The sequence below is a fragment of the Sphaerospermopsis kisseleviana CS-549 genome, from assembly GCF_028329225.1.
GTDB classification, from domain to species: domain Bacteria; phylum Cyanobacteriota; class Cyanobacteriia; order Cyanobacteriales; family Nostocaceae; genus Sphaerospermopsis; species Sphaerospermopsis kisseleviana.
Map to the genome: position 1 here is coordinate 79,081 of NZ_JAQMTI010000108.1, position 26,817 is coordinate 105,897.

Sequence of the window (26,817 nt, forward strand, 5' to 3'; positions counted from 1 at the left end):
AATTCTGGTGTATTTTTATCTTGTTATTTGTTTCAATCTTTAAAGCTAATTACTGACAGTTAAATGCTTACCTTTTTGAGCAGGAATACTTGATTTAGTTGATTCAGTTCCTAATTGCAATAAACGCTCAACCAGTTGAGGCGAAACTTTAACACTTTGAGCAGCACTGGTTAGATTTTTACCAGACTCTAACTCTTGAATTAGTTGTTGTAGTTTCTGCCATAAAGGATTACTAGGAGTTATCCACCCTTTTTCTGCTGCTACCTGTAATCCTTTGGTAATAGTTGTGACAATGATAGAATCTGTAGGTGGTGTTTCTTTGCGGGTGACATCAGGAGTGATAGAGATGGTACTATAGGCTGGAGTACCTTTGCTTGTTAGCACCCGAAAGTTGTAAACTTGGCGAGTCCCGGCTGAAGATTGCGTGATCACCGTCAAGTGTGCGCCATTTTTAGCAGTGGGTATTCCAGGAATATTAACCGGTTTAATTTGTCTCAGATGAATTAAACCTGCTCCTGGGTTTTGACAATTCGACCTATCAGACAAACCTTGCAAACAACCATCTACATCCATAAGTATGCGGGAAGGGTCATCTAACCACACTCGTTGAATCACCTCACCAGTTTTGTAAAAAGAGATAGATACACCATGTCCCGGCCATACCTCTACAGTTTGTAGTTGTGCTTGAGTGCCTGTGGCCTTGCTTCTGGGAATAATACGTACAGAACTTTTGGTATTAGTTAATTGTGTTCTTGGTGTCGGTAGTGCCTGAGATGGAATATTGACCAACAAAGAAGCTGTGACAGTTAGAGATAACCAGAAAAACTTGTTCATTTTCATCCTCCAGGAGACTTTCATCAATTTGTATTCGGTAGTTTAAAGTCGTAAAGAGCGATTTACTTGAACAGTAATTTGGGTATTTTGCCGGATAAACCAAATGTTGGGTCGCTTCATAATTTCTGCGATCGCTTTTTGATTTCGTTCCTCCACCTGTTTGGAAACTGCACCAAACGCTCCTTGAGCAAAAGCACCTAATAAAGAGCGATCGCCACTTCTACTGGTTTGGATGCTGCTAAACCCACCATTGGATTGAGAAATGCTACTTTGAATATCAGGTTGATTAACCACCTCCCCCACCTTGGCCAGTCCTGACATCAAACCTAATCCTGCATCCAAGCTTAAAATCTCTTTACCTTTGTCCCGATATTGATTAGCAATTAAAGGTTCTCCCTCTTTCCCCTGTATAACAATTGTTCCTGGTCGTAATGTATATTCAGTACCATCTTTGAGAATGGCAGTAACTACAGCAGTAACTCTCCCAGATGAATCAACTTCTTGAATTTCTGCACTCAAAAGTGTATTAGCAGGAATCGCTTCTTCCCCAATATTGCTTAGTAAAGGTTGGGTGAGTTTAACCACAAACTTATTTTGAATGTGAGAATTATGAGAATTAATATTTGCTGACCAGACAACAGGTGTTTCTAATATCCCAGCAGCGTGTTCTCCTACTCTTAAATACTGTTCTTCTCTGCCCTCAATAATAGCAGCTTCTTCTGGGGAATAATTGTTGCTTTCATTGAAATTAGTTACGTTATCACTTTTATCTAAACTTTTCGCACTAATTACCGGATTCCACTTAGCTTTTAGTTGTTCAATCGCCCTTTTGCTATTATCAAAATTGCTGTCATAATCTGATTCTGAGTGATTTGTAGTAACTGTTGCTAGTTCTGTTTCTAGTTGAGAATCGCGGTTATAACTCGACCTACGTCTAGGAACATAATCAGATGTGACAACATTTTGAGTCTGCGTGCTTGCTACCTCCTGTTTGTCATTTGTAATTGCTGCTGCATAATCAATTTGACCACCAGAACCAAGAGAACGTAATCTTGCTAATTCTGCTAAAGGATCAGTAGGTTCTGTAGAAGTTTTAAAAGTGGTTTCTTGTTGGGGTAATATTCTTGAAGTTACAGCAGTTTTTACTGGAGGTGAATAGCGTGCGATTGGCAATTCTTCAAGTCTTTGTGTTCTGATAATTCTTCTAGGTTGTTGTTCTCTGTTGGATGTTAATGATGTTTCCCTCCTGACAGATTTAGTAGAAATAGGTTGAGTTTTGGGCAAATTTTCAATTATCTGCTTATCCGGTTTTGCAACGGGTAATTCTTGCCTGACTCTATTTTGTTCTTTAAATGCCTCCAGTTCCTCTGCTTGTTTTTGTAATGCTAACTTGGCATAAATATCACCATCTTGTTTGGGAACTTCTTCTTCAGAAGGAGAAGTAGTAGCAACTTCTGGTATTGCTTCTTCTTTAGTTACCTTGCCATTCATCATGGGATTAAGGAACATAAAAAGTAGAATAAATCCTAATCCAAATCCTCCCCCAACTACTATTGTGCGTGACCAAGGAGAATTAACAAGTGAATGTTGTGTTTCTATTAATGCCAATTCATCTGATAATTCTACATCCGCTTCCGTTTCAGGAATAATATTTTCATGTTCAATCTCACTAATGGTATTTTCTTCTTCATCTTCTTGAAAATTGAGTAAATTATTTATCTTGTTAGGGTCAGTTTGATTTTCTAAAATCGGGTTCATAAATTCACCTATTTTATATATAGCAGTTCCCATGTTCGTCAAATACAAGGTTTTTTAGTTTTAGGGAACAGGGAACATTGTAAATTGCTATTGTTGTTTGTGTTTTAATCATTGCTTTTAGGATTTAATTAGGGTAAAATATCAATCAATATTTGTTGTTTAAAATTATTCAATTCTTACCTAAATTCAAATCCGTGATTTCGATAATTTCTAAACCTGACCTGCGAACCGAATAAATCTTATGAGCAATTTCTGTTGTTTCAGGAGGCTTTTGAGGACTTTGTATAGCTTGAACCGTCACAGTTTTATTAAAAGCTATTCCATTACCAGCATTATCATCCTTACTAAAAGTCACCAGAGTAGCAATCACATCTATCTGCCATTTTCCTTGACCTATCTTGCGTGGTTCACTAACATATCTTGGAACTAAAGAACTTTGTAAACCACCTTGAAAAACACTGGGTGGTGTAAGTTCCGCTAATTTTTTCAGAAAACTAGATCGAAAATCTTGTTCTTCACTTAATGCAAAGGCAGCTTCCCAAGCTTTTGTAGTAACTCGTGCAGTTACTTTGTTAACTTTTATACTAATACCATTATCTTGTTGAGTGATTATTTCTCCATTTTTATTTAATCTTATCAGTCCATCCCAATTGAATATTTTCACTAGAGTATCAACCACAAATTTTTTAATCACTTCTGCTGAACGGTCATCAGGTTCTAATGCTTTAACATTGATTGTATTCCCATCAGCAATCTGGACTAAAGATGGTGGCTTTTTACGAGCTAAAGTTGAGGTTGCACCATAATTAAAAACTTGTAACAGAAAAGATAAAGAACTAAAAATTAGAGACATTACAGCAACAATAGCAATGGGATTAGATACCGATTGCCCAGAACTTAAAAACTGTAATGCTTCCCTTTTTGGAATTTTAGATTTCGTGTGATTGAGCATAATTTCTCAAAATTGATAAAGTTCTTATTGATAAAATTCTTATTTGCGAATCATTGTTGTTATTCGTGACACACTAGCAGAAAGAGCAATATTACCTGCGGAGATAGCACCACTAGCTAACCATTGAGCGCCATTATTAAGCTGAGTTAGAACTGCTAGACCACCTCCAGCAGCAATTCCTGTGGCTAAAAATGGGGCAACTAAACCAATAAATGCCAAAAAAATCATCGGTTGACTAGCTTTGGCTGTAGCAATTAACTGTCCAGCTAAACCTAAAATAATGTTGAAAGAAAGTTTAGCAAGACCAACAGTAAAAAACCCTGTTAACCAACCAAAAATTGCTTTATTACCAATTGGCATTAAAGAACCTCCTACTGCTAAAGGAGCTATTAATGCAGTGAGAAGTAATGCTAGTTCTAATCCCCATTGGTAAGCATTATTTAGTGCTAATAATAAACTGGTAATAAAAGTGGTAACAACTGCACCAATTGCAGCACTAGATGCAGCAGTAAATTTATTGGCAATACTACCCACTAAACCATCACCTTCTGCTTCAGAAACTGCTTGATTAATTTTATCCAAACCTTGAGTTACCCAACTGTCTGCTGCTCCTAAATAGCTACCACCTTCTGCATCTTTAAAAATGTCAGGAAATTTAGCTTCTAAATCTGCTCTTGCTTGTTTGAGACATTGTATTCCTTCTTCATTTGATAATTGAGAAGAACGACATTCTTGAATCGCATTACCTACGGCTGTTTCTAATGCTGCTTGTCCCAGTGCTTGTTGGTAAGCTGCTCTCAAATCAGCGTCTGCTGCCGTGTACTCTAATATATAGTTATTGACACTGTTAATATATTCCCTCAGTGCCAAAGTGCTATTCGCTAGTAGAGAACCATTATTAGCAAGAAGAACAGTGACAATTAAAGGCCAAATTAATTCACTGAATGCCCTTTGTTCTTCGTCATTAATCATTTGCTTACCCCATTGCACCATGAATAATGCGAGGGTAGCAACTGCAAATAATACTCCAACTTTACACAGCGAAGCATATAATCCACCTGTAAGAGTTTGTTGCCATAGTTCATTAAAACCTTCTGCTACCAAGCTGGCACCAGCAGAGGCATTTTCAATTAAATCCCCTGCACCGAAGTTATTAGCTGCTAGTATTGTTCGACCTAACATAGCGTTATTCCTGGTAGGATAGAAGTGAAAAAAGAGTTGATTAACTCCTTGTTGAAGAATGTGATTAGTGTTAAAATTTTAGGGGCAATATATCTTATTTCTTGACATAAGCAGGGTCTAATCTACTCCACCCAGTTAACTCTAAATATTGACTGGTCATACCAGTAGTTAAAACTCTTCTGGCACGATTTTGTTCTGATTGACTTTCAGCAATTTGATTGAGCATGAGGTTGGTTTGTTGGGCATCATGTCTTGCTTGTAAACCATCAGTACGTACTTGTCCTAACATGGAGACAATTTGAGCATTTTGAGCAGCGATCGCTTTGAGAACATCTTGTGAAGCATCCATATTTTGAGTATCTTCAGCTAACTGCTGTGCTTGTCCAACAGTTTTGTTGGTAGCATCAATTTCCGATTGAGTACGCTGTTGTCCTGCTTTCCCTAAAACACTAGCTACCGCAGCGCGAGTGCTATCTCTTTCTAGTTGTTTTCCAGCTTCCACCGCACCAATAACACTGCTACTTTCTGCTGCTATTCCTCCTTTGTCTCGCAATTTATCAGCTAATATTTGACTAGCTACTGTAGGGTCAGGTATTCCCATATTTCCTGTAGATTCTTCAATTGCTGCTTGAGCATCTTTTTGAAGATTCTCCCAACTTTCATCTACTTCTTTTTTTAGTTGACTTGCTACTTCGTTGAAATAGCCGTTTATGTATCCAAATGTTTGATTAAAGAAGTTTTCAATTTGTCCTCCTAAATCAATTGCAAAAGCATTACTTGGTACAGTTATTGCTGCTAAGACGCAACTTGATAAAATAGCAGTTGATATTACCTTTTTCTTGTTACTTTTCATGAGTTATTTCCTGTTTTATGGTTAAAGACTAGATAAATTTAGAAAATTGGATAACAACAAATAAGTTTGATATAGGACTTCTATTTTATTTGTGAATAGGATTTAAGATAAAATCCTTATTTAACGGTATTTTCCCTCTCAGTATGCGTTCAAAATTTAAGTCAGATTCCTATAGGTGTGTCTTTTGTTATTGGGTATCTGGTTTATGGAAAAAATTATAGTCATGCAGGAAGTTTTATGATTCAATTCCAGATAAGTAGATTGGTTCTAAAAATAGTCCTTGAGACTAGGTAGGGTAAAAATGATTTCAGTCCTATTTACTTTTATTCACACATTTTTGTATCTCACTTCCACCTCCTTAGATAGAACCTGTTTCGGGAGCATTCCAAATGTGTAGGTTTATTTTTTGCTTGAGTTTAAGATGTGAAATGAACGAACCACATTCACCGAAGGTGTTCCCGCAGGGTAGGGAAGAAGGAAGAAGAGAGTTTTTGGTATTGCTGCGGTTATTTTTTCAAAATTGGGATGCTCCCCCTGTTTCCTTTGAAGAACTCCACGAAAAAGATGATGTAATTTCACTCCTATCAAAACAACTTTTCCTCCCCCTGCTCCCCTGCACTAAAAAAGATGAGATATTTTTTATTCATATTTCCTTTATGCCACTATTTTCAAGGGTTTATCAGACTTAATTTCTGAAACATGAATTTGTTTTGATTTCAGTTTCACCTGTTCTAAAATTGCATTAGCCTCCTCTGTAAGTTCTTCACCTCTAATCATCTTGATATATGTTTCTGAAAACCTGACTATTCCAGTAATAGGATCATCTTTATATTTCCTGAGATACAATGTTCTGAGTTCCTGTTCTTGAGGATTATTTGCAACAGCAGCTAAAAGACAATAAGCAGGGTAATAACGACAAAAAGTAAATTTACCATTATCATCTAATAGCCATTGTGAATAAATACTTTCCTTCTTGGGAAAGAATGATTCTGTACTATTGCGCGAAATAATCTCGGTTGGATATTGAAAATATTTGATAAACGACTCAATATTACTACTTTGAATTCTACCAATAAGCCGAGTTGTCAAATTAGCAAAAATCTTAGCGGCTGATTTACTTTGGTAAATAGTATCTGGTTCTTGTGCTGATAAAATTACACGAATTCCAGCTTTAGCACCATTAGCACATAATCTACCAATTAATTCTGCAATTGCCTCAAATTGAAACAGAATTGGTGCTTCATCTAAAAAGAAAATAGAAGCTTTAGAACTCAAAGCGCGACGCAAAGCCGCAGCATAAGCACTTAATGATAAAATTGCTGCATCTGCTTCAGAAGAAAGAGAACGCAAGGCAAATACTAACAATTTAGCATCAGTACGAAAACTGGAAGGTTGGCTAATAGATTGACCAACTCTACTATTAAGCCAAAATTTTAATCGCAACCTAATTTGGTCTAGTGCTTTTAATTGCTCCTCACTATTACTAGCAATTGAATCTAGTTTAATATAACCAGGAGAGCAATAGTTATAAAAGTCATTGAGTGTAGGCGTATCATTCCATTCTTCCGTCCCTAAACCTTTTTCTAATGCCAATTTATAACGTAACTTAATGTCATCATCGGCAAAGAAAGTTTCAATTGCTAAGGTGATGATACTTTCAATATTACTCACCATTGTGGCATCAACACCAACAGGATTAGTACCTATCACCATTGTCATGATTGTGGATTTAAGAAAATCCTTAAAATCTGTTAATCGCTCTTTTCTTAACTCTGCTTCTAACCCCCTCAAATCTGGTAATTCAAACAGATTGTTTGTTTCACGACTAATATCAAAATATGCCCCATCTTCCCCCATAAAATTAGTATAATCAGTAAAAGTGCTACTACCATCAGGCTTGGGATAATCAAGAGCAACGACGGGAATATCTTGAGCCAAAGCAGGGGTGAGTAAACCAGCCACCAACACTGATTTACCTGCACGAGTTGTCCCAAATACTGCTAAATTTTTGTGGTGGTTGTATAAATCTAAATGAATAGGAGTACCACCTTCATCGGCAATTAATTCAAACCCGGTTTTATCCCCAATTGCAGTTTTTATTACTGGCATTAGTCCGGGGACTTCATTGGTAAAATAAGGCAATCTGCGATTAAATGGTTTAGTCAGCAAATTTTGCCAAACAATTGGTAAACATTGTAACCACACTTTCCAAGCATATTCCATTTCTCGCACTACAACAGCCGGACGGAGAAAGCAGCTAGAAACATAACGACAAGCTTCATCTAGTTTTTGGCGTGAAGGACGGTGTACTAGAAAGACTACTGCGGTATTAATTGGTACTGCACCTTTATAAATGGTTTCTTGTGCAGCGATCGCTTCTTCCATGTTCAAATTGGCTTTTACATCCACGCTGTTTTTTTCCGCAGATATGGCAGAGGAAACGATAGATTGTTTAGTTAGACGTTGCAGTGCTGTTTTAGCTAACCCCTCGTTAGCTCTCGTCAGTTGACAGATGATTTCTGTATCAGAAACCTTATCTCTAGCAATTAGTTCCCACAAATACCGTAATTGTGCATATTCATCCACCCAACCAATTGGTTTTTCTGTAAACGTTAATGCTCCAATGTAACGATTTTGCAAGTTTACCCAAGCTCTATCGAAGAAAGGAACTGATGCTTCTCGTTCTAAAATTAAATGACGGATGTGAAAGTCGCTATTTTGTTCTTCCCGCAGTCCATCATCATCTAAGGTTAGTAAATGCGGAATATTTGGAGGTTTGCTAGTGTTAAATTGATTCCAAATTACTCCCCACAATTCCTGAGAACCCAATGGTTTGATATTCAAACCCATTTTATTATTTAGAGTTTGTTCCCAAAGTTGATAGCCAGATGTAAAGCTATTTTTCAGTATTGATTCAATGCGTTGATGTCGCACTTCGTGAATTTGTCCAGTAAATTTATGCCAACTTTCTCTAGCGTGGAGAATTAATTTCTCCACCAAGTCTGCTGTTTTACCAGCTTCAGAAATAGCAACAGTGTAGGTACAGTAAATTCGCAAAAATTTGTTTTTCCGACTGCCTTGATTTGTTAAATCTCTAATTCGCAAACGTTCTGACCGAATTAAAAGCATCAGTTCATTACTGCGACAATTTTCTTCTAATGCTTTTAGTTCCTGTTGACGGTGATGGTCATCGGTAAACGAACCCAGATGAAAGGTTAAAGTTTCACCATAGGGTATTTCTTTGAGTCCTGCCTCTATACCTGTAAAAATTGGTAAAATTTGACTATCTGGAAGTGAAGAATGGATACCTTGACAGTCAAAGCAGAATTTAATTTGGATATCGTCTTTTCGCTTGAGGATAATTGCACCAACATCTTTTCTGCCAGCTATGGAAATACTGGCGATCGCTGCAATATGGGTTAAGTCTTCAAAAGGAGTAAGGCGTTTGGCTACAGAAATCTCTTGAGCAGAGATATTTTGTCTACCTACCTTATCTTTGGGTATTTTTTCTTTAGCTGAAAAACTTGATGTCATAATTTTTACTAAAATATAAATACAAGCCTCAAAATTAATTGAGTGCATTTTGTTTTTTTAAGATTTACCAACACAAAAAACACTATTTTAAAGTTGAGATTCGTCGTGATTTAGATATCTTTTTTTGAGTTGATGTTATTATCTTTGGTTCATGAATCAGAGAATAAAAACGTTTATACCCTCTGGTAACTCTGGGTACTGTGAGAAACTTTGATAACCAGGTTTTATTACTGGTAAGAGTCCACCAAGTTGCACATCCCCAAGCTGTAACTAACCCAGTCACTAACAAAGAAGTTTGAAAAGTTAGCTTACAGATCAAGTAAGTTATCAAAGCAATAGCTGTCCAAGGAAAAAATTGATCTGCTGGAAAAGGTCCAATTCTCGGTTGTTCCCCTAAAACTCGGTTAACTGTTCTAAATTCTTTGCGCTTCATCATCTCTGTTAGTTGAGGTTTTTAAACGTGCGAATTTGACCTAAACCGCTTTTATCAAACTGAGAAAAAAGCTGTGTAGTCGAAAATGTTTAACTTATCCAAGAGTGATATAAGTTGTTTAAAAACGAGCGCCCGTTACGAATATCCAGAAACCACTCTACTGAAAAATCAGAGAATTTAAGACCTGTTTTTTTGAGCTAATTACACTGCATTACCAGTAATCAAACCTGTGAGAATATCACCTACTACAATAGTAACACTGATGATTAAAGGAGTTCTGGCTAAATTCTGCCAATCTTCATCATTTCTGGCAGCATTGACAATTCTCACCAATGAAATACCAAGATACAACAAAAACAATGCTCTCAGAACATTAAAAAATAGTGTAACAGCATCAGCAGGAATACCTGCAAAAGCTCCTGTCATCCATGTTTGTGCGCCATTAAAAAATTGTGCATTAGCTGATGTGGTGGTAATATCAAAGGTGAAAATTATACAGATAATACCAACTAAAATTCCATAAACATTGATTCCCCAACGACGTTGCAATTTTTCAAATTTAGTCAGCAACTTATTGGCTAAATTAGGAACTGCGGCGATGATGGCAGTTAGCAGAATTAGAACAGACATTAGCAGGTGATTAATGGATGTATTTGCCAAGACTAATGCTGTTGCTGCTGCTACTAATAAAAAAATTGAACTTTTTTTATCAACTGTGCGATTCTGAGAACCCGTTGGACAAACTTCAATTGTCTGTTGTTTGGGAATTTGGTAATTACTGCAATCAGGATGATTGTGTATTCTCATGTCTCGATATTTTATAAATGCCTACGAATAAGCATCATTTTCTCCTATCTTACTGCTTACAGTCAGCTATCAAATTTCGTAATTGCAGATATAAGATTGTGTCTACTTTTTTTCAACACTTGTTTCTAAAACATTGGTATAAAAATTATTACAACATCTATCAATTGATATAAGAAATTAGCTGCAAGTTAAGTAAGTCGGCACGATAAAATCAATATACATTTTGTTTCTTAAGACCCTGAAATAACCTATTTATCAGGTATTTGTTGAATGAACTCCTGCCATCTCCCTAATTCGATTTGCCCAGGTTTGAGACAAGGTTGAAATTTCCAGACGACTAGAATCACTTGCCCAAGTCTCCAACCAATGGGTATGCCATCGAGACAATTGACGTTGCATTTGAGCCAGTTCAAACGCACTGTCCACATCTAAATCAATCGCTGTCAGTTCTAAAAATACTTTACTTTCTCTAACAATCCCAAGTACCGCTTCCCCATTAACCCCACCCAAACTGAGAGATGCCATTTGTAGAAAGTTCTGTGCCAATCGTTCAAGACGTATAGAAAGACGATAGCACCGAAACGCAATTTGTTCTACAGTCAAGTTATTCATACACCTCCTAATCAAGCCAGTCAAATGGTAATGGTCATGCATTATTTTTTATTAAATTATCATACCAACTTTGGGAGAGCCAAAAAAATTTTGTAAATACTATACATAACAAAAACTCAATGTTTACATATGGTCTCTCCGGCGAGAGGTATATATCACTGTGAGTGATTTCAGGTTAACAATCTATCCCAATTAAGTTAGCAATGGTTACTAATTTGCCAAAAGTAGATGAAATTAAATCACCAAATATTTGCCAGGGAAAATTCTTGACACCATTCCAGCGTCAACTACTACAAAAAAATCTGGAACAGGATTTACCTGAATTATCCCGCCAGCGTATCCAAATTATGTTGTTGGCAGATGAGGGGAAAACTCAAACACAAATTCGCAAAGAATTAGGATGTTGTCCAGCAACAGCAAGACATTGGATACATATAGCTCGTAGTGGGATGGCACACCAATGGAATTCATCGCCTATTGGTCGTCCTAAAATCGTCAATGAGCAATATTTAGAGCGGTTACAACAACTAATTAATCATAGTCCCCGTGAGTTTGGTTACAGTTTTGAAAAGTGCTTCATTAAAAACCAGCAATTAGAACAACGGGTAGCTGAATTAGAAAAATCACTAGAAGAAGCGAATCAAAGCAGGTGGCACAACACATTTTCTAAACAAGCTGCAAATTTGGTTAATTCAGAGTTAGAAAAAACAATTGCACCATTGATGTCAGAAGTTGAACGATTAAATGCGGTAGTAGCATTTCAGGAACAAGAACTAGCGCAACTGCAAAATGTTAATGATATGTAACAAGCTGAGTTAAAGAAGTTTGTTAATTTGGTTAATGAAACTGATGAAATTAATTTAAGTCAAGCAGAAATTGTCGAACAATTTTGATTCGCACAGGGGCGACCCTCAATCCGCTCAAAATATAAATATTACAGAAGGTATACAGCAGATTTGGAGTAAATGAGGTACAAATTTTAGGGACAAAACCTTATACTAAAAAACTTTCAAGCCTGTTCCCTGCTGTAACTAACCATGAGTGAAGTTAAGTCTAATAGTACACTACGTCGGGGAAGAATCTTCCCATAAATTCAGTGGACCCAAGAATAGAAAGCTCAATGGCAAGCTGAACGCGAAAAATTGTACCAACGCTGTAAATTTGGTGATGATGAATTATTCACCAAATATATCTATATTACCAATTGCATACTCCGATGAATCTATAGTAGAAGATGGTAAACCCTGAAGTTCAGCTTTATTCCTCATACTTTCCACTTTATCTGCTTCTCGAATAGCTAATGGATTAATTTGTTGACGTTCTGCTAACAGCGTCGCCACAGAAATTTCCAATGGTGGTAATTTACCATTGCTAGGAACAGGTATATCTTCTGGAAACATTTGACAAAAAGTAGTAGCCGCCGCCCTCTCAACAATAGTCTGAATTTCCGCACCTACACAGCGATTAGTTTCTTTAAGTATTCGTCGCCATTCCTCTTGACTATAAGGATCAATGCTACCAGAAACATCACTACTAAATCTATCATCAAATCTCGCACAGTGAAGTTTAAAAATACTGTGTCTTTCCCCATAATTAGGCAAGTCAACTTTATAAATATAGTCAAATCTTCCTGCCCTAGTTAATTCTGGTGGTAGCCATTCTAAACGATTGACACTAGCAATTACAATTACATCACTGGTACGTTCTTGCATCCAAGTGAGTAACTGACCTGCTAACCTTCTAGCTATATCATCATCTCCAGCAAAACCTTTATCAAAATCATCAAAATACAAAACCACTTCATTGAGACGGTCTGCTAATTTTAGTAGTTGTTTTAATTTTATTTCTGCTTCATTACCATAACTTCTCACATTACCCCAATCTACTAAAATCAAGGGAATACCTAAAATTTGTGAGCATACTTTAGCTGAATGAGATTTACCCGTACCTGGAGGACCTACCAGCATTATACCTTTAGGAACTCTGAGTTTGTAGACTTTGGCAAGAGGACTAAACAATCTTTTGAATTTCTTAAAAGCCTCTTGCATCAAATCTAGTCCTCCCAAGGGAACTTCGGAAGTAGGGATAAATTCAATTCCATAAAGTTTATTGAGCAAATTTATTTTATAATCTAGTAGTTCTTTAGCTATAGAGTCTGCACTTTTTTCATCATGGAAATCAATTGATTTTAGTCCTTTGATTAAGTCGGAAATGTATAACCCAATTCCACTACGGACAATTTTCTTTTTATCCATCTCGCTCAATGTTAGTGGTAAAATTCCATGCAGTTCTTCATTGAGAGTTACAGTAATTTCTGAGATATCTGGCAATTCTTGAGTAATGACAGGAATTTGAGCAGCAAGTTCTGGGTGTAAGTTAGCTTGAGAACCTAAAAGAATAGCAGATTTGATTTTACCAGGAGCAGATGGAGAAAAAGAAAGATTGAGTAAATTCGATTTAACCCACTCAGATAGTAGAAAGAATTGGGTTTCTTGGGCTACATTGGTACTAATCCAAGGGTAAATATTTTCGATAATTAATATTCCTTCTCCCTGAAAAGACTCCCAAAATTTCAAGATTCTAAATTGGTCTTTTAATTCTTTAATTGGTACAGGAGTATAGTCTTCAAAATCCTTAAAATTTAAATCTACATTATTAACACATTCAACTTCTTTGATTATTTCCTGTCCTAAATTCCACAAGTAGCATTTAATTCCTAGCACTGAACAATATTGGCAAATATAGCGAATCATTCTGTATCTTTCTTGGGTTGGCGATTCCAAAATAATTACAGGTTCTTTACGTTTGATTAATTGTGGCAACTTGTTTAAAAAATCTGATGACATCTTGTTTATTTATAAGATATGTATTTCGATAAATTTTGATAGCATCTATAAGTCATGAATTATACTGTAAAATTTTAAACGGTATTTAATTTTATAGCTAGTATAAAAATGTGGAATTTATTATATCAATTGATATATATTCGTGAATATTCAAAAATAGATTAATTTATAGATTTCTGTATAAAAATGTAATTGTAAGATAGATGCGTTATTATTTATCTTCAATAATTAATGGCGAAAAAATCAATTCCGGTTTATCCTATTGTTTTAATTCCCAACTTTGCTGAACATCAAAATTTTGCTCCTTTGATTAAAGCAAATGGTAGTGGTAGTGTTACCGTGGGTGCTGCTGAAGAACGGTTTGGGCAAGTGCTGAAATATTATTTTGGTAATTGGGTATTTCCCCAACAAGAAATGCTACCAAATGGTCATGACCGTCCTTACACAGCAGATTTTGTAATTGTAGAACCAAATACTGAGCTACATCTTGATATTGAAGTGGACGAAAGTCATTGTTTTTCTACAGGAGTACCTACCCATTGTATTGGTGATGATGATTATAGAAATCTGTGTTTTCTTAAAGCTGGGTGGGTAATAATACGGTTTGCCGAAGAACAAGTAGTTAGTCAACCAGAACGCTGTTGTCGCTTTATTGGTAATGTGGTAGCAAAGTTAAGTGGAAATGTATCATTTAGTTATCAGTTCGTAGATATTGCCCCACTAACTCCTGTCAAGCAATGGTCAAGGAAACAAGCAGCTTCTTTGAAGAAAAACAACTATCGTCAAGGCTACTTGTCAGTTGATCGGTGATCATAGTACATAAGATGAGTATTTCTAAATGTTTCTGGATCAAAAAATGTGACCCACGGGTCACAAAATGCAATTAAACACTTTTAAACTCTTGTGGATGAGCGGTTTTATATCCTGTCCGGTTAACCATGAATAACCCAATCTCAGTCTAACCCAACCCAGAACAGGTGAAAGCTTGTTTGGGGCGCGAGTTGGAATCATATTTTTCAATAAATTTTCTATGAATCAATGGTAAATCTCCGTCCACGTCAAAATAGAGCGATGGAAATTTTAGACCCAGAGATTTGAGAAAAGGTCAAACAAATCATCCATAAGTTATTAGGAGGCGTATGAATAACTGGACTGTAGAACAAATTGCGTTTCGATGCGAGCGCCTTTCTGTACGTCTTGAAAGATTGGCACAGAACTTTCTACAAATGGCATCTCTCAGTTTGGATGGGGTTAATGGGGAAGCGGTACTTGAAATTGTTAGAGAAAGTAAAGTATTTTTAGAACTGACAGCTATTGATTTAGATGTGGACAGTGCCTTTGAACTGGCTCAAATGCAACGTCAATTGTCTCGATGGCATATTCATTGGTTGTCAACTTGGGCAAGTGATTCTAGTCGTCTGGAAATTTCAACCTTGTCTCAAACCTGGGCAAATCGAATTAGGGAAATGGCAGGAGTTCTGGTTTAATTTTATGCAAGAAGTAATTAAGCAAATCAAAAACAGATACAAAGTTGACTTACAATCTCAGGATATCAACTATCAATTGTGGAGATTGGATGATACAGAATACATAAAATTACAAAAAAATAGTTTATCAATTGCAAATAATTTTGATTTACATAAGCATCTTTATTTATCTAGAGAAGAACAAAATGATAAACTTAACTTAGCAGAACTATTGACAATTTTAGAATGTTTATTAGGTGAAAGTAGCGATTTGTATGATAAATATAAAGGAGCTTTTTATTTTCCAACATTACTTGTTGTTATTAAAACCAGTGGAACATTCTACTACTTGATGGATATTTATGATCATCGCGGTTGGCTGTATTTTCGGCTGTATAGAATTGTTGACCATAATTACATAAATAGACAAGACCCCCAAATATTGCGAGAAACATTTAGCGAGGAATTTACTCAACAAGAAATTAACTATTTTTTATTTTATTTTTACGGTTATTTAATAGGATGCTTTCGGACGTTTCAGAAGTTTAATTCTGTCAAACCATTTTTGAAGAGAATTGATTCTAATCTAATATTGTATGGTTACAAAGGCCAAGATTTTTTTGAAAAGCACTGCGACTCCGAAGAAAATTATCAAGCAGAAATTGAATCTTTTGAAAAGATTTACGGGAATTCCTTGGACAAAATTGATGTAAATGCAATTTTGCAAACAATTACCAGTGAATACAGTGAAATGTAGTACAATCAGATATAGATATGATAGCAATGTTATAAATTACAGAACAATCAGGTACAGCAAGTTTAAACACAGACATCAATTTATTTTCATTTCTGTCTCTTGCTGTTAACACTATAATGATATTCTAAAAGTTAATAGTTCCCTGGTACATCTACACCTGATACCTAAAAATGGTGTCAATTATTAATACTATGTCTAATTTTTACATTGATAACACTCAACTAAAAACCCAACTCACTAAAAAATACTTCGATTTATCTCCTGCTATCCAAAAGATTATTCAGTTATTTTCGGTAATCTATGCACCAGTAGATAAAAATTCATTTATCAATTGTCTCAGTGAAACTGCTGCATTAGATGAAAACAATAAACCTTGGAATACTAAAACTCTTAGTCTTCAAATTGATAAATTGATAAAAGCAGGTTTGTTAGTCAAGGAAAGTAAATCTAGTCCCGAATGCCATCCCCTCCTGACAGAAATTGCTACTCGTCATGCTGTAGAAACGGGAAAATTTGAACTCTTAGTAAAAGCTGTAAATGAAAAATTTCCTGTACATAGTTACGGAAGTATACGGATTTTTCGTAATCTAAGCCAATGTATAAGAGAAATCCGTATTGGTCTTTACCGCAAAGACCTAAGTTTTATTAATAGTCAAATTGAAAATTACCATAAGCACTGTAATAGCAAAGAAAAAATAGTTATAGAAAATATCTTTGAACAGATATGCAATAATCCATTTGATGAACATTGGTTTAGCACTCTACCACAAGAATTATTTATCCTTTGTATATCTAGTATTTTCCAAATTTCACTCTTAAAATTATCTGATTCTGAAGATGCGTTAATACTATTGGCAGATAAATGTGATGAACCTGAAAAATATATCTCAGATTATTTGCTTTTGATGTTGGCAGAACAATATTTCTTACGTGGTGATACGGAAGATGCACAGGATAGTTTGAAAGAGATATCAGAAGAATCTCAAAATAACGCCGCTATTGGTTGGGGTTGGTCAAATTTTTTGCGGGGTGAGAACGAGAAAGCTATTAAATATTATACAGATGCCCTAAAATCTTTGAAAAAAGCCACAGGCAAACGCCAAATATATTTTAATACAATTGCTGGCTTATTCTTTATTTTAGCACTGTTGAAAGATGGTTCGCCAGAACGCCTCAAAGAAGCAGAAGATTATACCAATATAATGATTCGGCAATCAGATCATTTTCTTAATTTAGTTTATATGGGACTGAGCATTATATTGCAAGTCCAGCAAGGTGATATTACCAAAAAAGAATTAATAGTTAATGCTCCCATTCCTCCCTTAGAAAAAGAAAATAGTTTAGAAACATTCTTTCTTTCCCTATGTCTGTACTGGATGGATATGGACAGTGCAAAAAGAAGATTACCTGATTTATTAGAACCATTATATCGGAGAGCGATCGCATCCGGTCATCACTGGTTAGCAATGGAAACCGCAGAACTCCTATCCCGACTCAAACCCAGCAGCAACTACAAACAACAAGCACAAGCACTACGAGAAGACAACGAAGTTGAAACCATCATAGACATAATCGAACCCCAAGAATCTTGGGAAATGTGCCTTAATGCCCTAGCAAACCTGCAAAAAGAAGACCCAACACCCACAAAACCCCAATCAGAACTGCGTTTAGCATGGTTTATTACCTTCTATCCTAGCCAATGTGGCCTGCAACCCAAAGAACAAAAAATTAATGCCAAAGGACAATGGAGTAAAGGTCGTCCCATTGCCCTTAAAAATCTGAGTAATAATTTAAATGAGTATGATTATCTTACTTACCAAGATATTCGGGCTTGTAATTGTATTGAAACTTATGGCGAAGGCTATTATGGCAAAGTTAACTATCGCTTCAATGACAAAGCCATCCTCGCATTAATTGGACATCCCTTAGTTTTTTGGGAAGATACCCCTAATATTCGCGTAGAAATAGTCAAAGGAGAACCAGAACTACTCGTTAAAAAAGAAAAACAAGGTCGTCTCACCTTAGAATTTTCACCCAAATTAACATCACAAAATATCATCAATATCAAAGAAACACCCACCCGCATTAAAGTCATTGAAATTACACCTGAACACAGACGTATAGGCGAAATTCTAGGTAGAGAAAATAAATTAAACGTCCCCATCATTGCCGAGAAAAAAGTTTTAGCAGCCATCAACGCCGTTTCCGGTATTGTCACCGTTCATTCTGACATTGGTGGAGGAGTAGAAGGTGCAGAAGAAGTAACCGCCCAAACACTACCCCACATTCATCTTTTACCTGCTAATTCTGGTTTAAAAATTACCCTGTTATCACGTCCCTTTGCCCAAGGTGGACCATATTTCCGTCCCGGTGCAGGTGGAGAAACAGTCATTGCTGAAATTGAAGGTAAACGTCTACAAACTAGAAGAAACTTATCAGAAGAAAAACAACTTGCCCAAACTGCCATTCAAGCTTGTCCCACCCTCAGCACAGAAGAAGAAGATAATGAATGGTTAATAGAAAACCCAGAGGACTGTTTAGAACTACTTTTAGAACTGCAAGCATTAGGAAACAGCGTAGTTATTGAATGGCCAGAAGGGGAAAAACTGCGGGTTAGTCATAATGCAGACTTGAAAGATTTTAACTTATCAATTCAACGTCAACAAGATTGGTTTGCTGCTACTGGTGAATTGAAATTAAGTGAAGATTTAGTATTAGATATGCAGCAACTTCTAGAATTATTAGAAAAAACTCCCAGTAGGTTTATTCCTCTTGGTGATGGTCAATTTTTAGCTTTAACCCAAGCCTTTCGTAAACGTTTGGATGAGTTACGACTGTTTTCCGAAAAACATGGTAAAGGGATGCGTTTTCACCCCTTAGCGACATTGGGGTTAGAAGATTTTGTAGATGAAGTTGGGAAACTAAAAGCAGATAAACATTGGAAAGAACATATCAAGAAACTCAAAGAAGTACAAGACCTTAAACCAGAACTTCCATCTACATTTCAAGCCGAATTACGAGATTATCAAATGGAAGGTTTTTGTTGGTTAGCACGTTTAGCACATTGGGGTGTAGGTGCTTGTTTAGCTGACCAAATGGGACTGGGTAAAACGGTGCAAGCATTAGCTGTTATCCTTAGAAATGCCCATCATAGACCGACTCTAATAATTGCCCCGACTTCCGTTTGTATGAATTGGGTAAGTGAAGCAGAGAAATTTGCCCCAACTTTGAATGTAATTCAATTTACAGGTTCTAACCGCCAAAAATTACTGGATGGCTTACAACCATTGGATATGTTGGTTTGTAGTTATGGTTTATTGCAGCAGGATGAAGTAGCACAAATGCTGTCTGGGGTGCAGTGGCAAACCATTGTTCTAGATGAGGCACAGGCTATCAAAAATATGTCTACTAAACGTTCCCAGGCGGCTATGAATTTGAAAGCTAATTTTAAATTATTGACTACTGGGACACCGATTGAAAATCATCTAGGTGAGTTGTGGAATTTGTTCCGATTTATTAATCCTGGTTTATTGGGTTCTTTTGAAAGTTTTAATCAACGTTTTGCAAATCCTATTGAAAGATATCAAGATAAACAAGCACGAAATAAACTCAAAAAACTAATTCAACCATTTCTATTAAGACGTACAAAAAATCAGGTGTTGGAAGAGTTACCTTCTCGCACAGAAATTTTGCTTCATGTGGAGTTGAGTAAAGAGGAAAAGGCATTTTATGAGGCTTTGCGTCGTCAAGCTATATCTAAATTGAGTGAAAGTGATGCGGATGCAGGACAAAAACATTTGCAAGTTTTAGCAGAGATTATGAGGTTGCGTCGCGCTTGCTGTAATCCTAGTTTGGTGATGCCTGATACTGAGTTATCTAGTTCTAAGTTGCAACTTTTTGGTGAGGTGTTGGGTGAACTACTGGAAAATCGCCATAAGGCTTTGGTGTTTAGTCAGTTTGTAGATCATTTGCATATTATCCGCAATTACTTGGATGAGCAAGGTATTAAATATCAATATTTAGATGGTAGTACCCCAATGAATGAACGGAAAAAAAGTGTGGATGCGTTTCAAGCTGGGGAGGGGGATGTGTTTCTGATTAGTTTGAAGGCTGGGGGTACAGGACTGAATCTAACTGCGGCTGACTATGTTATTCATACAGACCCTTGGTGGAATCCGGCGGTGGAAGACCAGGCTTCTGACCGCGCCCACCGCATTGGCCAACAACGCCCGGTGACGATTTATAGGTTGGTAGCAAAGGACACTATTGAGGATAAGATTGTGGAGTTGCATCACCATAAGCGGGATTTGGCGGATAGTTTGCTGGAGGGTTCTGATATGAGTGGGAAGATATCAACGGAGGCTTTGTTACAATTGATTCATGAAGGTTAGGTTTTTAGGTGTTAGGCGATGGTAGTGGGAAGTGGGGAGGGCGATTGGCTACGCCAGTGCCGCAGGCGATCACTTGCAAACCCCCAACCCTTAATCCTCAGTTATAGATCACTCAGGAATAATAGATGAGATAGGAATAGTAGAAAAAATTAAAAAGATATTCTCAATAGATAGTAGAGATGTCCTCCTCTCTCTGCCTTTCTTTGTCATGAGACTTATTTCATAAGAGATACCTCTGTTAATAATATCCCAATTACAATTTAGAGACCTAATTTTATTAAAGGTGTGTTCACATTTAACGCGATCAATGCTTTTGCAAACATTAATTGATCTACTGGAGGTATCTATGACAATGTCTGACCACACCCCACAGGATTGGAATCCGCGAGACCCAGCAGTATTAGCCGATCAGCTTCACGCCTACGACGAGCTGCGCGAGCGGTGTCCCGTTGCTTACAGCGATGCAATGCACTGGTCACTCTTTTGCCACGCGGATGTTGTCGCAGTGCTGGATGACCCGGACACTTTTATCAATGCCTCGCTGCATCGTGCTATTCCGAATGCCATGAATGGAGCCGAACACACGAAATACCGCGAAATCCTAGCACCCTACTTTTCAGCCTCCGAGATGGCATCGATTGAACCCAAGTGTCGAGAAATCGCTACGAATGTAATGGAGGCGATCAAGATGCCAGGTACAACTGATGCAGTGGCAGACATTGCCGAGCCGATCGCCTTCCGAACGATGTGTGCGTTTCTTGGCTGGCCACAGACAACGTGGGAACGCGTCCGCAACTGGAGTCACGGCAATCAGGCGGCGACTTTCCACCACGATCATGAGGCTGCGCGTGCGATCGCAGTGGAGTACGAGGCAATTGTTACCGAGGCAATCGAGGATCATCGTCGTCAGGACATCCGGGACGATGTTACCGGTCGGCTGATGATGACCGAGGTAAACGGTCACCGCTGGAGCAACGAGGATATCATCGCGGTGCTGCGGAATTGGATAGCAGGGCATGGCACCGTCGCCGCAGCAATCGGCATTGTCATTGCCCATCTAGCAGAAAACCAGAACCTCCAACACCGTCTGCGCGAACAGCCACAGCTAATTCCCGCCGCCATCAATGAAATTCCTCGAATGGACGGTCCATTGGTTGCCAACACCCGAGTAACAACGCGGGAAGCCACGATCAACGGCCGTACGATTCCCGCAGGTGAGCGGATCTCGCTGATGTGGATCGCCGCTAACCGAGATCCGCGAGCGTTCAACGCCCCGGATGAAATCCATCTCGACCGCGAACAGCAAGCCAATTTGCTTTACGGCGGGGGTATCCACTACTGTCTGGGAGCGCCTCTCGCTCAACTGGAGTTGCGCGTTACTGTCGAAACGCTGCTCGCCCACACCGCAGAGATATCGCTTGCCTCAAACGAGACCCTAGAGCGCGAAACCTTCCCTGGCAACGGGTTTGTCACTCTACCAGTGCGTATTCGCTAAAGTTTGTTATTTCAAGTTTAGACGCTATAGATACTGCGGAAAGACCTATTTGGGTTGACACACTCCCCGCCCTAGAAGCGCGAAGATTCTGGGTTCAAACAACAGTTGCAGGAATCCCCGTCTTACACTGTCTCGCCCAACAGACAATGCCCTGTTTGTACTATTCTATCAAAAAGTCGCCCTAGAAGCTTGCCTGTGGGCAAACAGGGGCGAGGAGCTTTCAACCCATGTTTTTGCTAAATATTGACCTGATCAATTTGGAGAAAACTGGTAAATTCAAAGCTTTCTATAACCCACATTCCGCACTCCAATTCAAACCATAAGTTTTAATGTTTTAATTGACCGTCAATGTAGTTTGATTATGCTACTTTTTGAAGTGCAAAATGTGGGATTTAACACAATAATTAGAACTGTGAATTTAACCAGCCTAAAAAATCGCCCGTCTTGACAAAATATCTTTGTATACCTGCTTCCTGCAATATTCCTTTAATCTCTTTTGTACCAAAATCTTTAGAATTTCCACTCAATAGAACTTTCTGATTATTTAAAGATGTTTTGGCATGATCAAGAATACAATGTAAAATTAAATTATCTGTAGGATCAGTAATAAGTACATTTTCCAGACTTGTACTGAGTATATCTGGTTTTAATTGTATGAATTCTACATAATTTTTAGCCCATTCTAAAACTTCAAACAGACGAATATTAATATTATTAGCCATTTTTTCGTTATTATATTTTGCATTTTGAAGAGATTTCATAATTTCTACAGAGTATTCAGAATTCGTATTTCCTCTTAGTTCACTTATTTCTCTTTCTAAGTTAACTTGAAAACGATTTCTCCTTGTACGTTCATCTTCCAAAACCGAAAGAGATTCCATACAACAAATTGCCGGAGTGACAATTTCTATTAACGACATTTTTTCAGGAGAAGTAGAATATACTAACTCTTCAGCTTCTTGCTCTTGATTCTTCGCAAACTCAATAAAAAAATTAGTTTCTATATAAAGCGTAATCATTCAATTTTCTAACCTTTATTGTGCTGCATCTGCTAGATTTTCTACAAATCCTATTTGCTGTAATTCTTGTAACTTGGGGGGATTTTCTGTTTTCCAATGATAAGCTAAATCTCTTAACCATCCTTCAACTAATGTTTCTAGATAATATTCAAAAATCCTTTTTTTACTAAATTCTAGATCATATTCAGATAAAACTTCATGCGTTGGGAAGATGTAGACATTTTCTAACGTTTCACCATCCCATTGAAAGATTTTAATTTCTTCACGGGTAGCTGTCATAGCATAGGGAATTATCACTCTGTTATGTTCATACTCAAATTTGAGGATATTTTCGATTTTAGCGGTAATATCCTCTACAATATCCCTAGCTCTAACTTTTGATACTAGCAGTTTATTTCCGTTTTTATCCCAAGCGGTAATATCTGATAGTTCTATTGTTGTGTCACTCAGTTTTGTACTGTCCATTCTTTTTATCCTTGTGACATTGAAGATTATAATATTGTTATTATAAATGGCGATCGCTTTGGGAAATATAGTTTTATAACAAAATCGAGCGAGCTAAAACCATCGAGATAAAGTATCGGAGCAAGGCGTAAATATTTTATCGTGCTTTAGACGATGGATGTAGGGGAGCGGCTTGCCCCTCTAGGGGCAGTTATACTACAATAGCTTTAACAGGAATGGTAAACAACCTGTATAAAAACCTAACTGCCTAACGGCAATCTGTACCTTGACAATTGAAGATATGGGGTTCTATTCCATAGTTCTAGTTCCTAACCAGGAATAGGTAAAATCTTCATGGGGGCTGGACGAAACAGAATTTAAACTCAAACAAAACTTGGAGTAATCCAACTACCTCCGGGCAGGGGGAAAGTAACGCTTAGGAGCCAGTGCGTTGGGCGGGTTTCCCGACTTGAAGCAACTGGCGTGGAGAGAACCACCTCTGGGTTAGACACCGCAAGGGATCTAAGCTAAGTGGACTCGTTGAACTAAGAATCTGCGCTCCTTTAGGACGCAGAGTGTCAATATTCATCAGCCTTAATTCCTTATCTTCTGGCTGTTGCGACTCCGGTTTTCGTAGCACTAGCCATACTGCACGACGTGGTGTGAGACAAAGTTTTTTGGGTTGAGTGACTTTTGGTAAAGACTTAACTAAATGGCGTTTTCGTGGCTTAATTCCTTGGGCTGTACGGATACGTCGTGTGTAACGAGCTACAGTATCATAACTCCCTTTGTAACCCTGCTGTTGAATCTCTGCAAACAAGACTAAGGCTTCGTGACAACCTTCATTCCAGCGTCTAAGGATATATTCCTGGTAAGGGACTAGGATGCTTCGACCTCGGCTTCTTCGTCCAGTTGTTTCTGGGAAGGTAGGAGTACGTAAATAGCGAAGTACACTTGTTACACCAATACCAACTTGACGAGCTATAGCTTTTGCATTCCAACCTTCTTCGGATGAGACGTAAGCCTTCTTGCTGTTTCAGGTAAAAGAATCTTTCATCTTGTTGCTACTGTCGTGCCATTATCACACGCATTTCAGCTTCACGGTCTTGAATCAAATCTCCACTAACATCCACTATCACACTATGAATTTTGCCCGTAAACTTGAAGGGCGGTTCATAATCGGGTGTTACAGGCGCACCAGGGGCTATCCCACAGATCACACCACTGGTCAGACCTAGTGCTAAGGGAGTAGTTACAGGAACATTCGCTTGCCCAACTAATTTCCCATCAATATAAAGTTGGGCGTGACCTGGTGATCCTATCCCCTTGGCTAAATCTGCCTGACCCGTCACTTTAAACTCAAAACGTAACTGGTGCCGACCCTCCGAGATTAATGACTCAGACTCGACATGGTAGAGCGATCGCCCTACATAATTATGAACCCAGTGCAGTTTAGCATCTTTGACATAGAAGGAGTAGCCACTATCATTACCACCGTGAGCAAGTAATACTCCTTGTGCGCCACCTGTGGGAATTTCTACATCTGCTGTAATACTGTGGGAACGATTGAGCAACTTAACAGCACAATTAGCTGGTATTGGCTGAGTATCAGGATAGTAAGTATAGCAGCTACGATTGACAGCAATCTGAGGACGTTCTTGTGCTAATCGTTGTACACCCCTGCCATCCACAGGTAACACATTATATTTACCCGCCTCTACATACCAAGTGGCAATCATCTCAATCAACTTGGGGCGGTTGTCTGTAGCAATGTTGTGATTTTCGGCAAAATCCTGAGCAACGTGATACAGTTCCCAATGATGAGTATCTAACTCTGTCAAAGTTTCCGCCGAGATAGGCGCACCAAAAAACCCATCTGCTTCTGTAAATGAGGGGCCAGGCCAAGGACAAACAGCCCGCCAACCATCATGGTAAAGCGAACGATGTCCCATCATCTCAAAATATTGCGTCAAGTGCTTAGTGGGTGCATTACTATTATTAAAAGTATGGGCAAAGCTGACACCTTGAATTGGGGATTGGCTGACACCCCTAATAGTTGTTGGTGGCTCAATTTCTAATAATTCAAGTACCGTTGGTACTAAGTCAATGGCGTGGGCATACTGAGTAAGGATTTCACCTTTTGCCTCAATACCTTGAGTCCAATGGACTATCAACGGGTCGCTGATACCACCCCGATAGGTTTCCCGTTTCCAGCGACGAAAAGGCGTATTACCCGCCCAAGTCCAGCCCCAAGCATAATGGTTGAAGGTTTCTGGACTACCCAGTTTATCTAATGCTTTGAGGTTTTCTTCTAAAGACTCTGGCACATTGTTAAAAAATAGATTTTCATTAACCGAACCAGTTGGCCCACCTTCAGAACTTGCCCCATTGTCGGAGATGACCATAATTAGAGTATTATCGAACTCACCAATAGTTTTGAGGAAATCGAATAAGCGACCGATGTGATAGTCAGTATGGGTTAAAAAGCCAGCAAAGACTTCCATCATCCGGGCATAAAGCCGTTTTTCTGCTGTTGAGAGAGAATCCCAGTATGCAACATCGGGGTCATGGCGGGATAGTTCTGTGTTAGCGGGGACAATGCCCATTTCTTGCTGACGAGCAAAAACCTTTTCCCTGTAAGCTTCCCAACCATCATCAAATTGTCCAGCATAGGCATCAGCCCATTCTTTCGACACATGGTGAGGAGCGTGCATCGCCCCAGGACAGAAATACATGAAAAAGGGTTTATTAGGGACAACCTGCTTGGCATCAGCAATAAAGCTAATTGCCTTGTCTACTAAGTCTGCGGTCAAATGATAGCCTTGTGCGGGGGTCTGTTCTGGCTGAACAGTGTGGTTATCATAAACCAAATCTGGATAATACTGGTGAGTTTCTCCGCCGAGAAAACCATAAAAACGTTCAAAACCACGACCGAGAGGCCAACGATCATAGGGGCCAGCCGCAGATATTTGGTCGGCGGGGGTTAAATGCCATTTGCCGATCGCATAGGTGTTATAACCCTTCTGTAGTAATATCTCGGAGAGAAACCCATTCTCAAAAGGAATATTCCCATTGCTACCGGGATAACCAGTAGACCCTTCTGTAATGCAGGCCATAGCGTTGGAATGGTGATTGCGCCCAGTGAGAAGGCAAGAGCGGGTGGGTGAACACAACGCCGTCGTGTGTAAATTGTTATAGCGCAAGCCATTGGCTGCTAATGCGTCTAGGTTGGGTGTGTTGATGGGACTGCCATAGCACCCAAATTGTCCAAATCCTGTATCATCAAAGACAATAAATAGCACGTTTGGTAAGCCTTCTTTTGCCCGCAATGGTTCTGGCCAAGCTGGACTGGATTTATCAACTGTCCGGCCGATGACTCCAGGGAAAGTAGTTCCGGGTTTGTATTCACGCAGAGACATAAAGCTAAACTCCTG

General features: G+C 38.3%; 20 protein-coding genes. 6 read left to right on the forward strand and 14 right to left on the reverse strand.

Going from position 1 to position 26,817, the window contains the following annotated elements; genetic code table 11:
• Positions 1 to 45: 45 nt before the first annotated feature.
• The 9 genes from PN497_RS08995 to PN497_RS09035 all read right to left on the reverse strand — a co-directional run bounded on the left by PN497_RS08995 (position 46) and on the right by PN497_RS09035 (position 10,965).
• On the reverse strand, positions 46 to 834 hold the full coding sequence (locus PN497_RS08995; protein WP_096573021.1) for a hypothetical protein: 789 nt from the start codon (positions 832 to 834) through the stop codon (positions 46 to 48).
• A 42-nt stretch (positions 835 to 876) separates the two neighbouring features.
• On the reverse strand, positions 877 to 2,592 hold the full coding sequence (locus tag PN497_RS09000; RefSeq protein ID WP_190647355.1) for a TrbI/VirB10 family protein: 1,716 nt from the start codon (positions 2,590 to 2,592) through the stop codon (positions 877 to 879).
• A 169-nt stretch (positions 2,593 to 2,761) separates the two neighbouring features.
• Positions 2,762 to 3,544, reverse strand: coding sequence for a hypothetical protein (locus PN497_RS09005; RefSeq protein ID WP_096573019.1), 783 nt, complete (start codon positions 3,542 to 3,544; stop codon positions 2,762 to 2,764).
• A 39-nt stretch (positions 3,545 to 3,583) separates the two neighbouring features.
• Entirely contained in the window at positions 3,584 to 4,726 is a 1,143-nt protein-coding gene (locus PN497_RS09010) for a hypothetical protein (RefSeq protein ID WP_096573018.1), read from the reverse strand.
• Positions 4,727 to 4,820: 94 nt separating this feature from the next.
• Positions 4,821 to 5,579: a hypothetical protein gene (locus tag PN497_RS09015; RefSeq protein ID WP_096573017.1), complete on the reverse strand. Its 759-nt coding sequence runs from the start codon at positions 5,577 to 5,579 to the stop codon at positions 4,821 to 4,823.
• Positions 5,580 to 6,233: 654 nt separating this feature from the next.
• Positions 6,234 to 9,113, reverse strand: a complete 2,880-nt coding sequence (locus PN497_RS09020; RefSeq protein WP_096573104.1) for a hypothetical protein — start codon at positions 9,111 to 9,113, stop codon at positions 6,234 to 6,236.
• A gap of 82 nt (positions 9,114 to 9,195) precedes the next feature.
• A complete protein-coding gene (locus PN497_RS09025; RefSeq protein WP_371851459.1) occupies positions 9,196 to 9,546 on the reverse strand; it encodes a hypothetical protein in 351 nt (116 codons plus the stop codon).
• 201 nt (positions 9,547 to 9,747) lie between these two features.
• Positions 9,748 to 10,353: a hypothetical protein gene (locus PN497_RS09030; protein WP_096573015.1), complete on the reverse strand. Its 606-nt coding sequence runs from the start codon at positions 10,351 to 10,353 to the stop codon at positions 9,748 to 9,750.
• Positions 10,354 to 10,608: 255 nt separating this feature from the next.
• Positions 10,609 to 10,965 carry a hypothetical protein gene (locus tag PN497_RS09035; RefSeq protein ID WP_096573014.1) on the reverse strand — a complete coding sequence of 119 codons (357 nt, stop codon included), beginning with the start codon at positions 10,963 to 10,965 and terminating at the stop codon, positions 10,609 to 10,611.
• A gap of 203 nt (positions 10,966 to 11,168) precedes the next feature.
• On the opposite strand from PN497_RS09035, the gene PN497_RS09040 reads away from it, so the two are divergent.
• Positions 11,169 to 11,771, forward strand: a complete 603-nt coding sequence (locus PN497_RS09040; protein ID WP_137668265.1) for a helix-turn-helix domain-containing protein — start codon at positions 11,169 to 11,171, stop codon at positions 11,769 to 11,771.
• 369 nt (positions 11,772 to 12,140) lie between these two features.
• On the opposite strand, the gene PN497_RS09045 is transcribed toward PN497_RS09040, so the two are convergent.
• Entirely contained in the window at positions 12,141 to 13,811 is a 1,671-nt protein-coding gene (locus PN497_RS09045) for an ATP-binding protein (protein WP_096573013.1), read from the reverse strand.
• A 231-nt stretch (positions 13,812 to 14,042) separates the two neighbouring features.
• Between PN497_RS09045 and PN497_RS09050 the strand changes: the two genes are divergently transcribed.
• The 5 genes from PN497_RS09050 (at position 14,043) to PN497_RS09070 (ending at position 21,920) form a co-directional block, all read left to right on the forward strand.
• On the forward strand, positions 14,043 to 14,621 hold the full coding sequence (locus tag PN497_RS09050) for a PDDEXK family nuclease (RefSeq protein WP_096573012.1): 579 nt from the start codon (positions 14,043 to 14,045) through the stop codon (positions 14,619 to 14,621).
• 329 nt (positions 14,622 to 14,950) lie between these two features.
• On the forward strand, positions 14,951 to 15,298 hold the full coding sequence (locus PN497_RS09055) for a hypothetical protein (protein WP_096573011.1): 348 nt from the start codon (positions 14,951 to 14,953) through the stop codon (positions 15,296 to 15,298).
• Between the two features lie 4 nt (positions 15,299 to 15,302).
• Entirely contained in the window at positions 15,303 to 16,034 is a 732-nt protein-coding gene (locus tag PN497_RS09060; RefSeq protein ID WP_096573010.1) for a hypothetical protein, read from the forward strand.
• Between the two features lie 191 nt (positions 16,035 to 16,225).
• Positions 16,226 to 20,425 (forward strand): SNF2-related protein, encoded by a 4,200-nt coding sequence (locus PN497_RS09065; protein ID WP_096573009.1) that lies wholly within the window; start codon positions 16,226 to 16,228, stop codon positions 20,423 to 20,425.
• A gap of 346 nt (positions 20,426 to 20,771) precedes the next feature.
• Positions 20,772 to 21,920, forward strand: a complete 1,149-nt coding sequence (locus PN497_RS09070; RefSeq protein ID WP_190647361.1) for a cytochrome P450 — start codon at positions 20,772 to 20,774, stop codon at positions 21,918 to 21,920.
• A gap of 404 nt (positions 21,921 to 22,324) precedes the next feature.
• Here the strand turns inward: PN497_RS09070 and PN497_RS09075 are convergent, their stop codons facing one another.
• From PN497_RS09075 to PN497_RS09090, 4 genes are all read right to left on the reverse strand, one after another.
• Positions 22,325 to 22,939, reverse strand: coding sequence for a PIN domain-containing protein (locus tag PN497_RS09075; RefSeq protein ID WP_096573007.1), 615 nt, complete (start codon positions 22,937 to 22,939; stop codon positions 22,325 to 22,327).
• Between the two features lie 15 nt (positions 22,940 to 22,954).
• Positions 22,955 to 23,404, reverse strand: a complete 450-nt coding sequence (locus PN497_RS09080; RefSeq protein ID WP_096573006.1) for a hypothetical protein — start codon at positions 23,402 to 23,404, stop codon at positions 22,955 to 22,957.
• Between the two features lie 415 nt (positions 23,405 to 23,819).
• Positions 23,820 to 24,203 (reverse strand): hypothetical protein, encoded by a 384-nt coding sequence (locus PN497_RS09085; RefSeq protein ID WP_190647363.1) that lies wholly within the window; start codon positions 24,201 to 24,203, stop codon positions 23,820 to 23,822.
• A gap of 244 nt (positions 24,204 to 24,447) precedes the next feature.
• Entirely contained in the window at positions 24,448 to 26,802 is a 2,355-nt protein-coding gene (locus PN497_RS09090) for an arylsulfatase (protein ID WP_096573005.1), read from the reverse strand.
• Positions 26,803 to 26,817 lie beyond the last annotated feature (15 nt).

What these genes read in the sequence shown, in the direction of transcription:
- PN497_RS08995 (WP_096573021.1), bottom strand. Translation starts at nt 834, where the DNA reads ATGAACAAGTTTTTCTGGTTATCTCTAACTGTCACAGCTTCTTTGTTG.
- PN497_RS09000 (WP_190647355.1), bottom strand. Translation starts at nt 2,592, where the DNA reads ATGAACCCGATTTTAGAAAATCAAACTGACCCTAACAAGATAAATAAT.
- PN497_RS09005 (WP_096573019.1), bottom strand. Translation starts at nt 3,544, where the DNA reads ATGCTCAATCACACGAAATCTAAAATTCCAAAAAGGGAAGCATTACAG.
- PN497_RS09010 (WP_096573018.1), bottom strand. Translation starts at nt 4,726, where the DNA reads ATGTTAGGTCGAACAATACTAGCAGCTAATAACTTCGGTGCAGGGGAT.
- PN497_RS09015 (WP_096573017.1), bottom strand. Translation starts at nt 5,579, where the DNA reads ATGAAAAGTAACAAGAAAAAGGTAATATCAACTGCTATTTTATCAAGT.
- PN497_RS09020 (WP_096573104.1), bottom strand. Translation starts at nt 9,113, where the DNA reads ATGACATCAAGTTTTTCAGCTAAAGAAAAAATACCCAAAGATAAGGTA.
- PN497_RS09025 (WP_371851459.1), bottom strand. Translation starts at nt 9,546, where the DNA reads ATGAAGCGCAAAGAATTTAGAACAGTTAACCGAGTTTTAGGGGAACAA.
- PN497_RS09030 (WP_096573015.1), bottom strand. Translation starts at nt 10,353, where the DNA reads ATGAGAATACACAATCATCCTGATTGCAGTAATTACCAAATTCCCAAA.
- PN497_RS09035 (WP_096573014.1), bottom strand. Translation starts at nt 10,965, where the DNA reads ATGAATAACTTGACTGTAGAACAAATTGCGTTTCGGTGCTATCGTCTT.
- PN497_RS09040 (WP_137668265.1), top strand. Translation starts at nt 11,169, where the DNA reads ATGGTTACTAATTTGCCAAAAGTAGATGAAATTAAATCACCAAATATT.
- PN497_RS09045 (WP_096573013.1), bottom strand. Translation starts at nt 13,811, where the DNA reads ATGTCATCAGATTTTTTAAACAAGTTGCCACAATTAATCAAACGTAAA.
- PN497_RS09050 (WP_096573012.1), top strand. Translation starts at nt 14,043, where the DNA reads ATGGCGAAAAAATCAATTCCGGTTTATCCTATTGTTTTAATTCCCAAC.
- PN497_RS09055 (WP_096573011.1), top strand. Translation starts at nt 14,951, where the DNA reads ATGAATAACTGGACTGTAGAACAAATTGCGTTTCGATGCGAGCGCCTT.
- PN497_RS09060 (WP_096573010.1), top strand. Translation starts at nt 15,303, where the DNA reads ATGCAAGAAGTAATTAAGCAAATCAAAAACAGATACAAAGTTGACTTA.
- PN497_RS09065 (WP_096573009.1), top strand. Translation starts at nt 16,226, where the DNA reads ATGTCTAATTTTTACATTGATAACACTCAACTAAAAACCCAACTCACT.
- PN497_RS09070 (WP_190647361.1), top strand. Translation starts at nt 20,772, where the DNA reads ATGACAATGTCTGACCACACCCCACAGGATTGGAATCCGCGAGACCCA.
- PN497_RS09075 (WP_096573007.1), bottom strand. Translation starts at nt 22,939, where the DNA reads ATGATTACGCTTTATATAGAAACTAATTTTTTTATTGAGTTTGCGAAG.
- PN497_RS09080 (WP_096573006.1), bottom strand. Translation starts at nt 23,404, where the DNA reads ATGGACAGTACAAAACTGAGTGACACAACAATAGAACTATCAGATATT.
- PN497_RS09090 (WP_096573005.1), bottom strand. Translation starts at nt 26,802, where the DNA reads ATGTCTCTGCGTGAATACAAACCCGGAACTACTTTCCCTGGAGTCATC.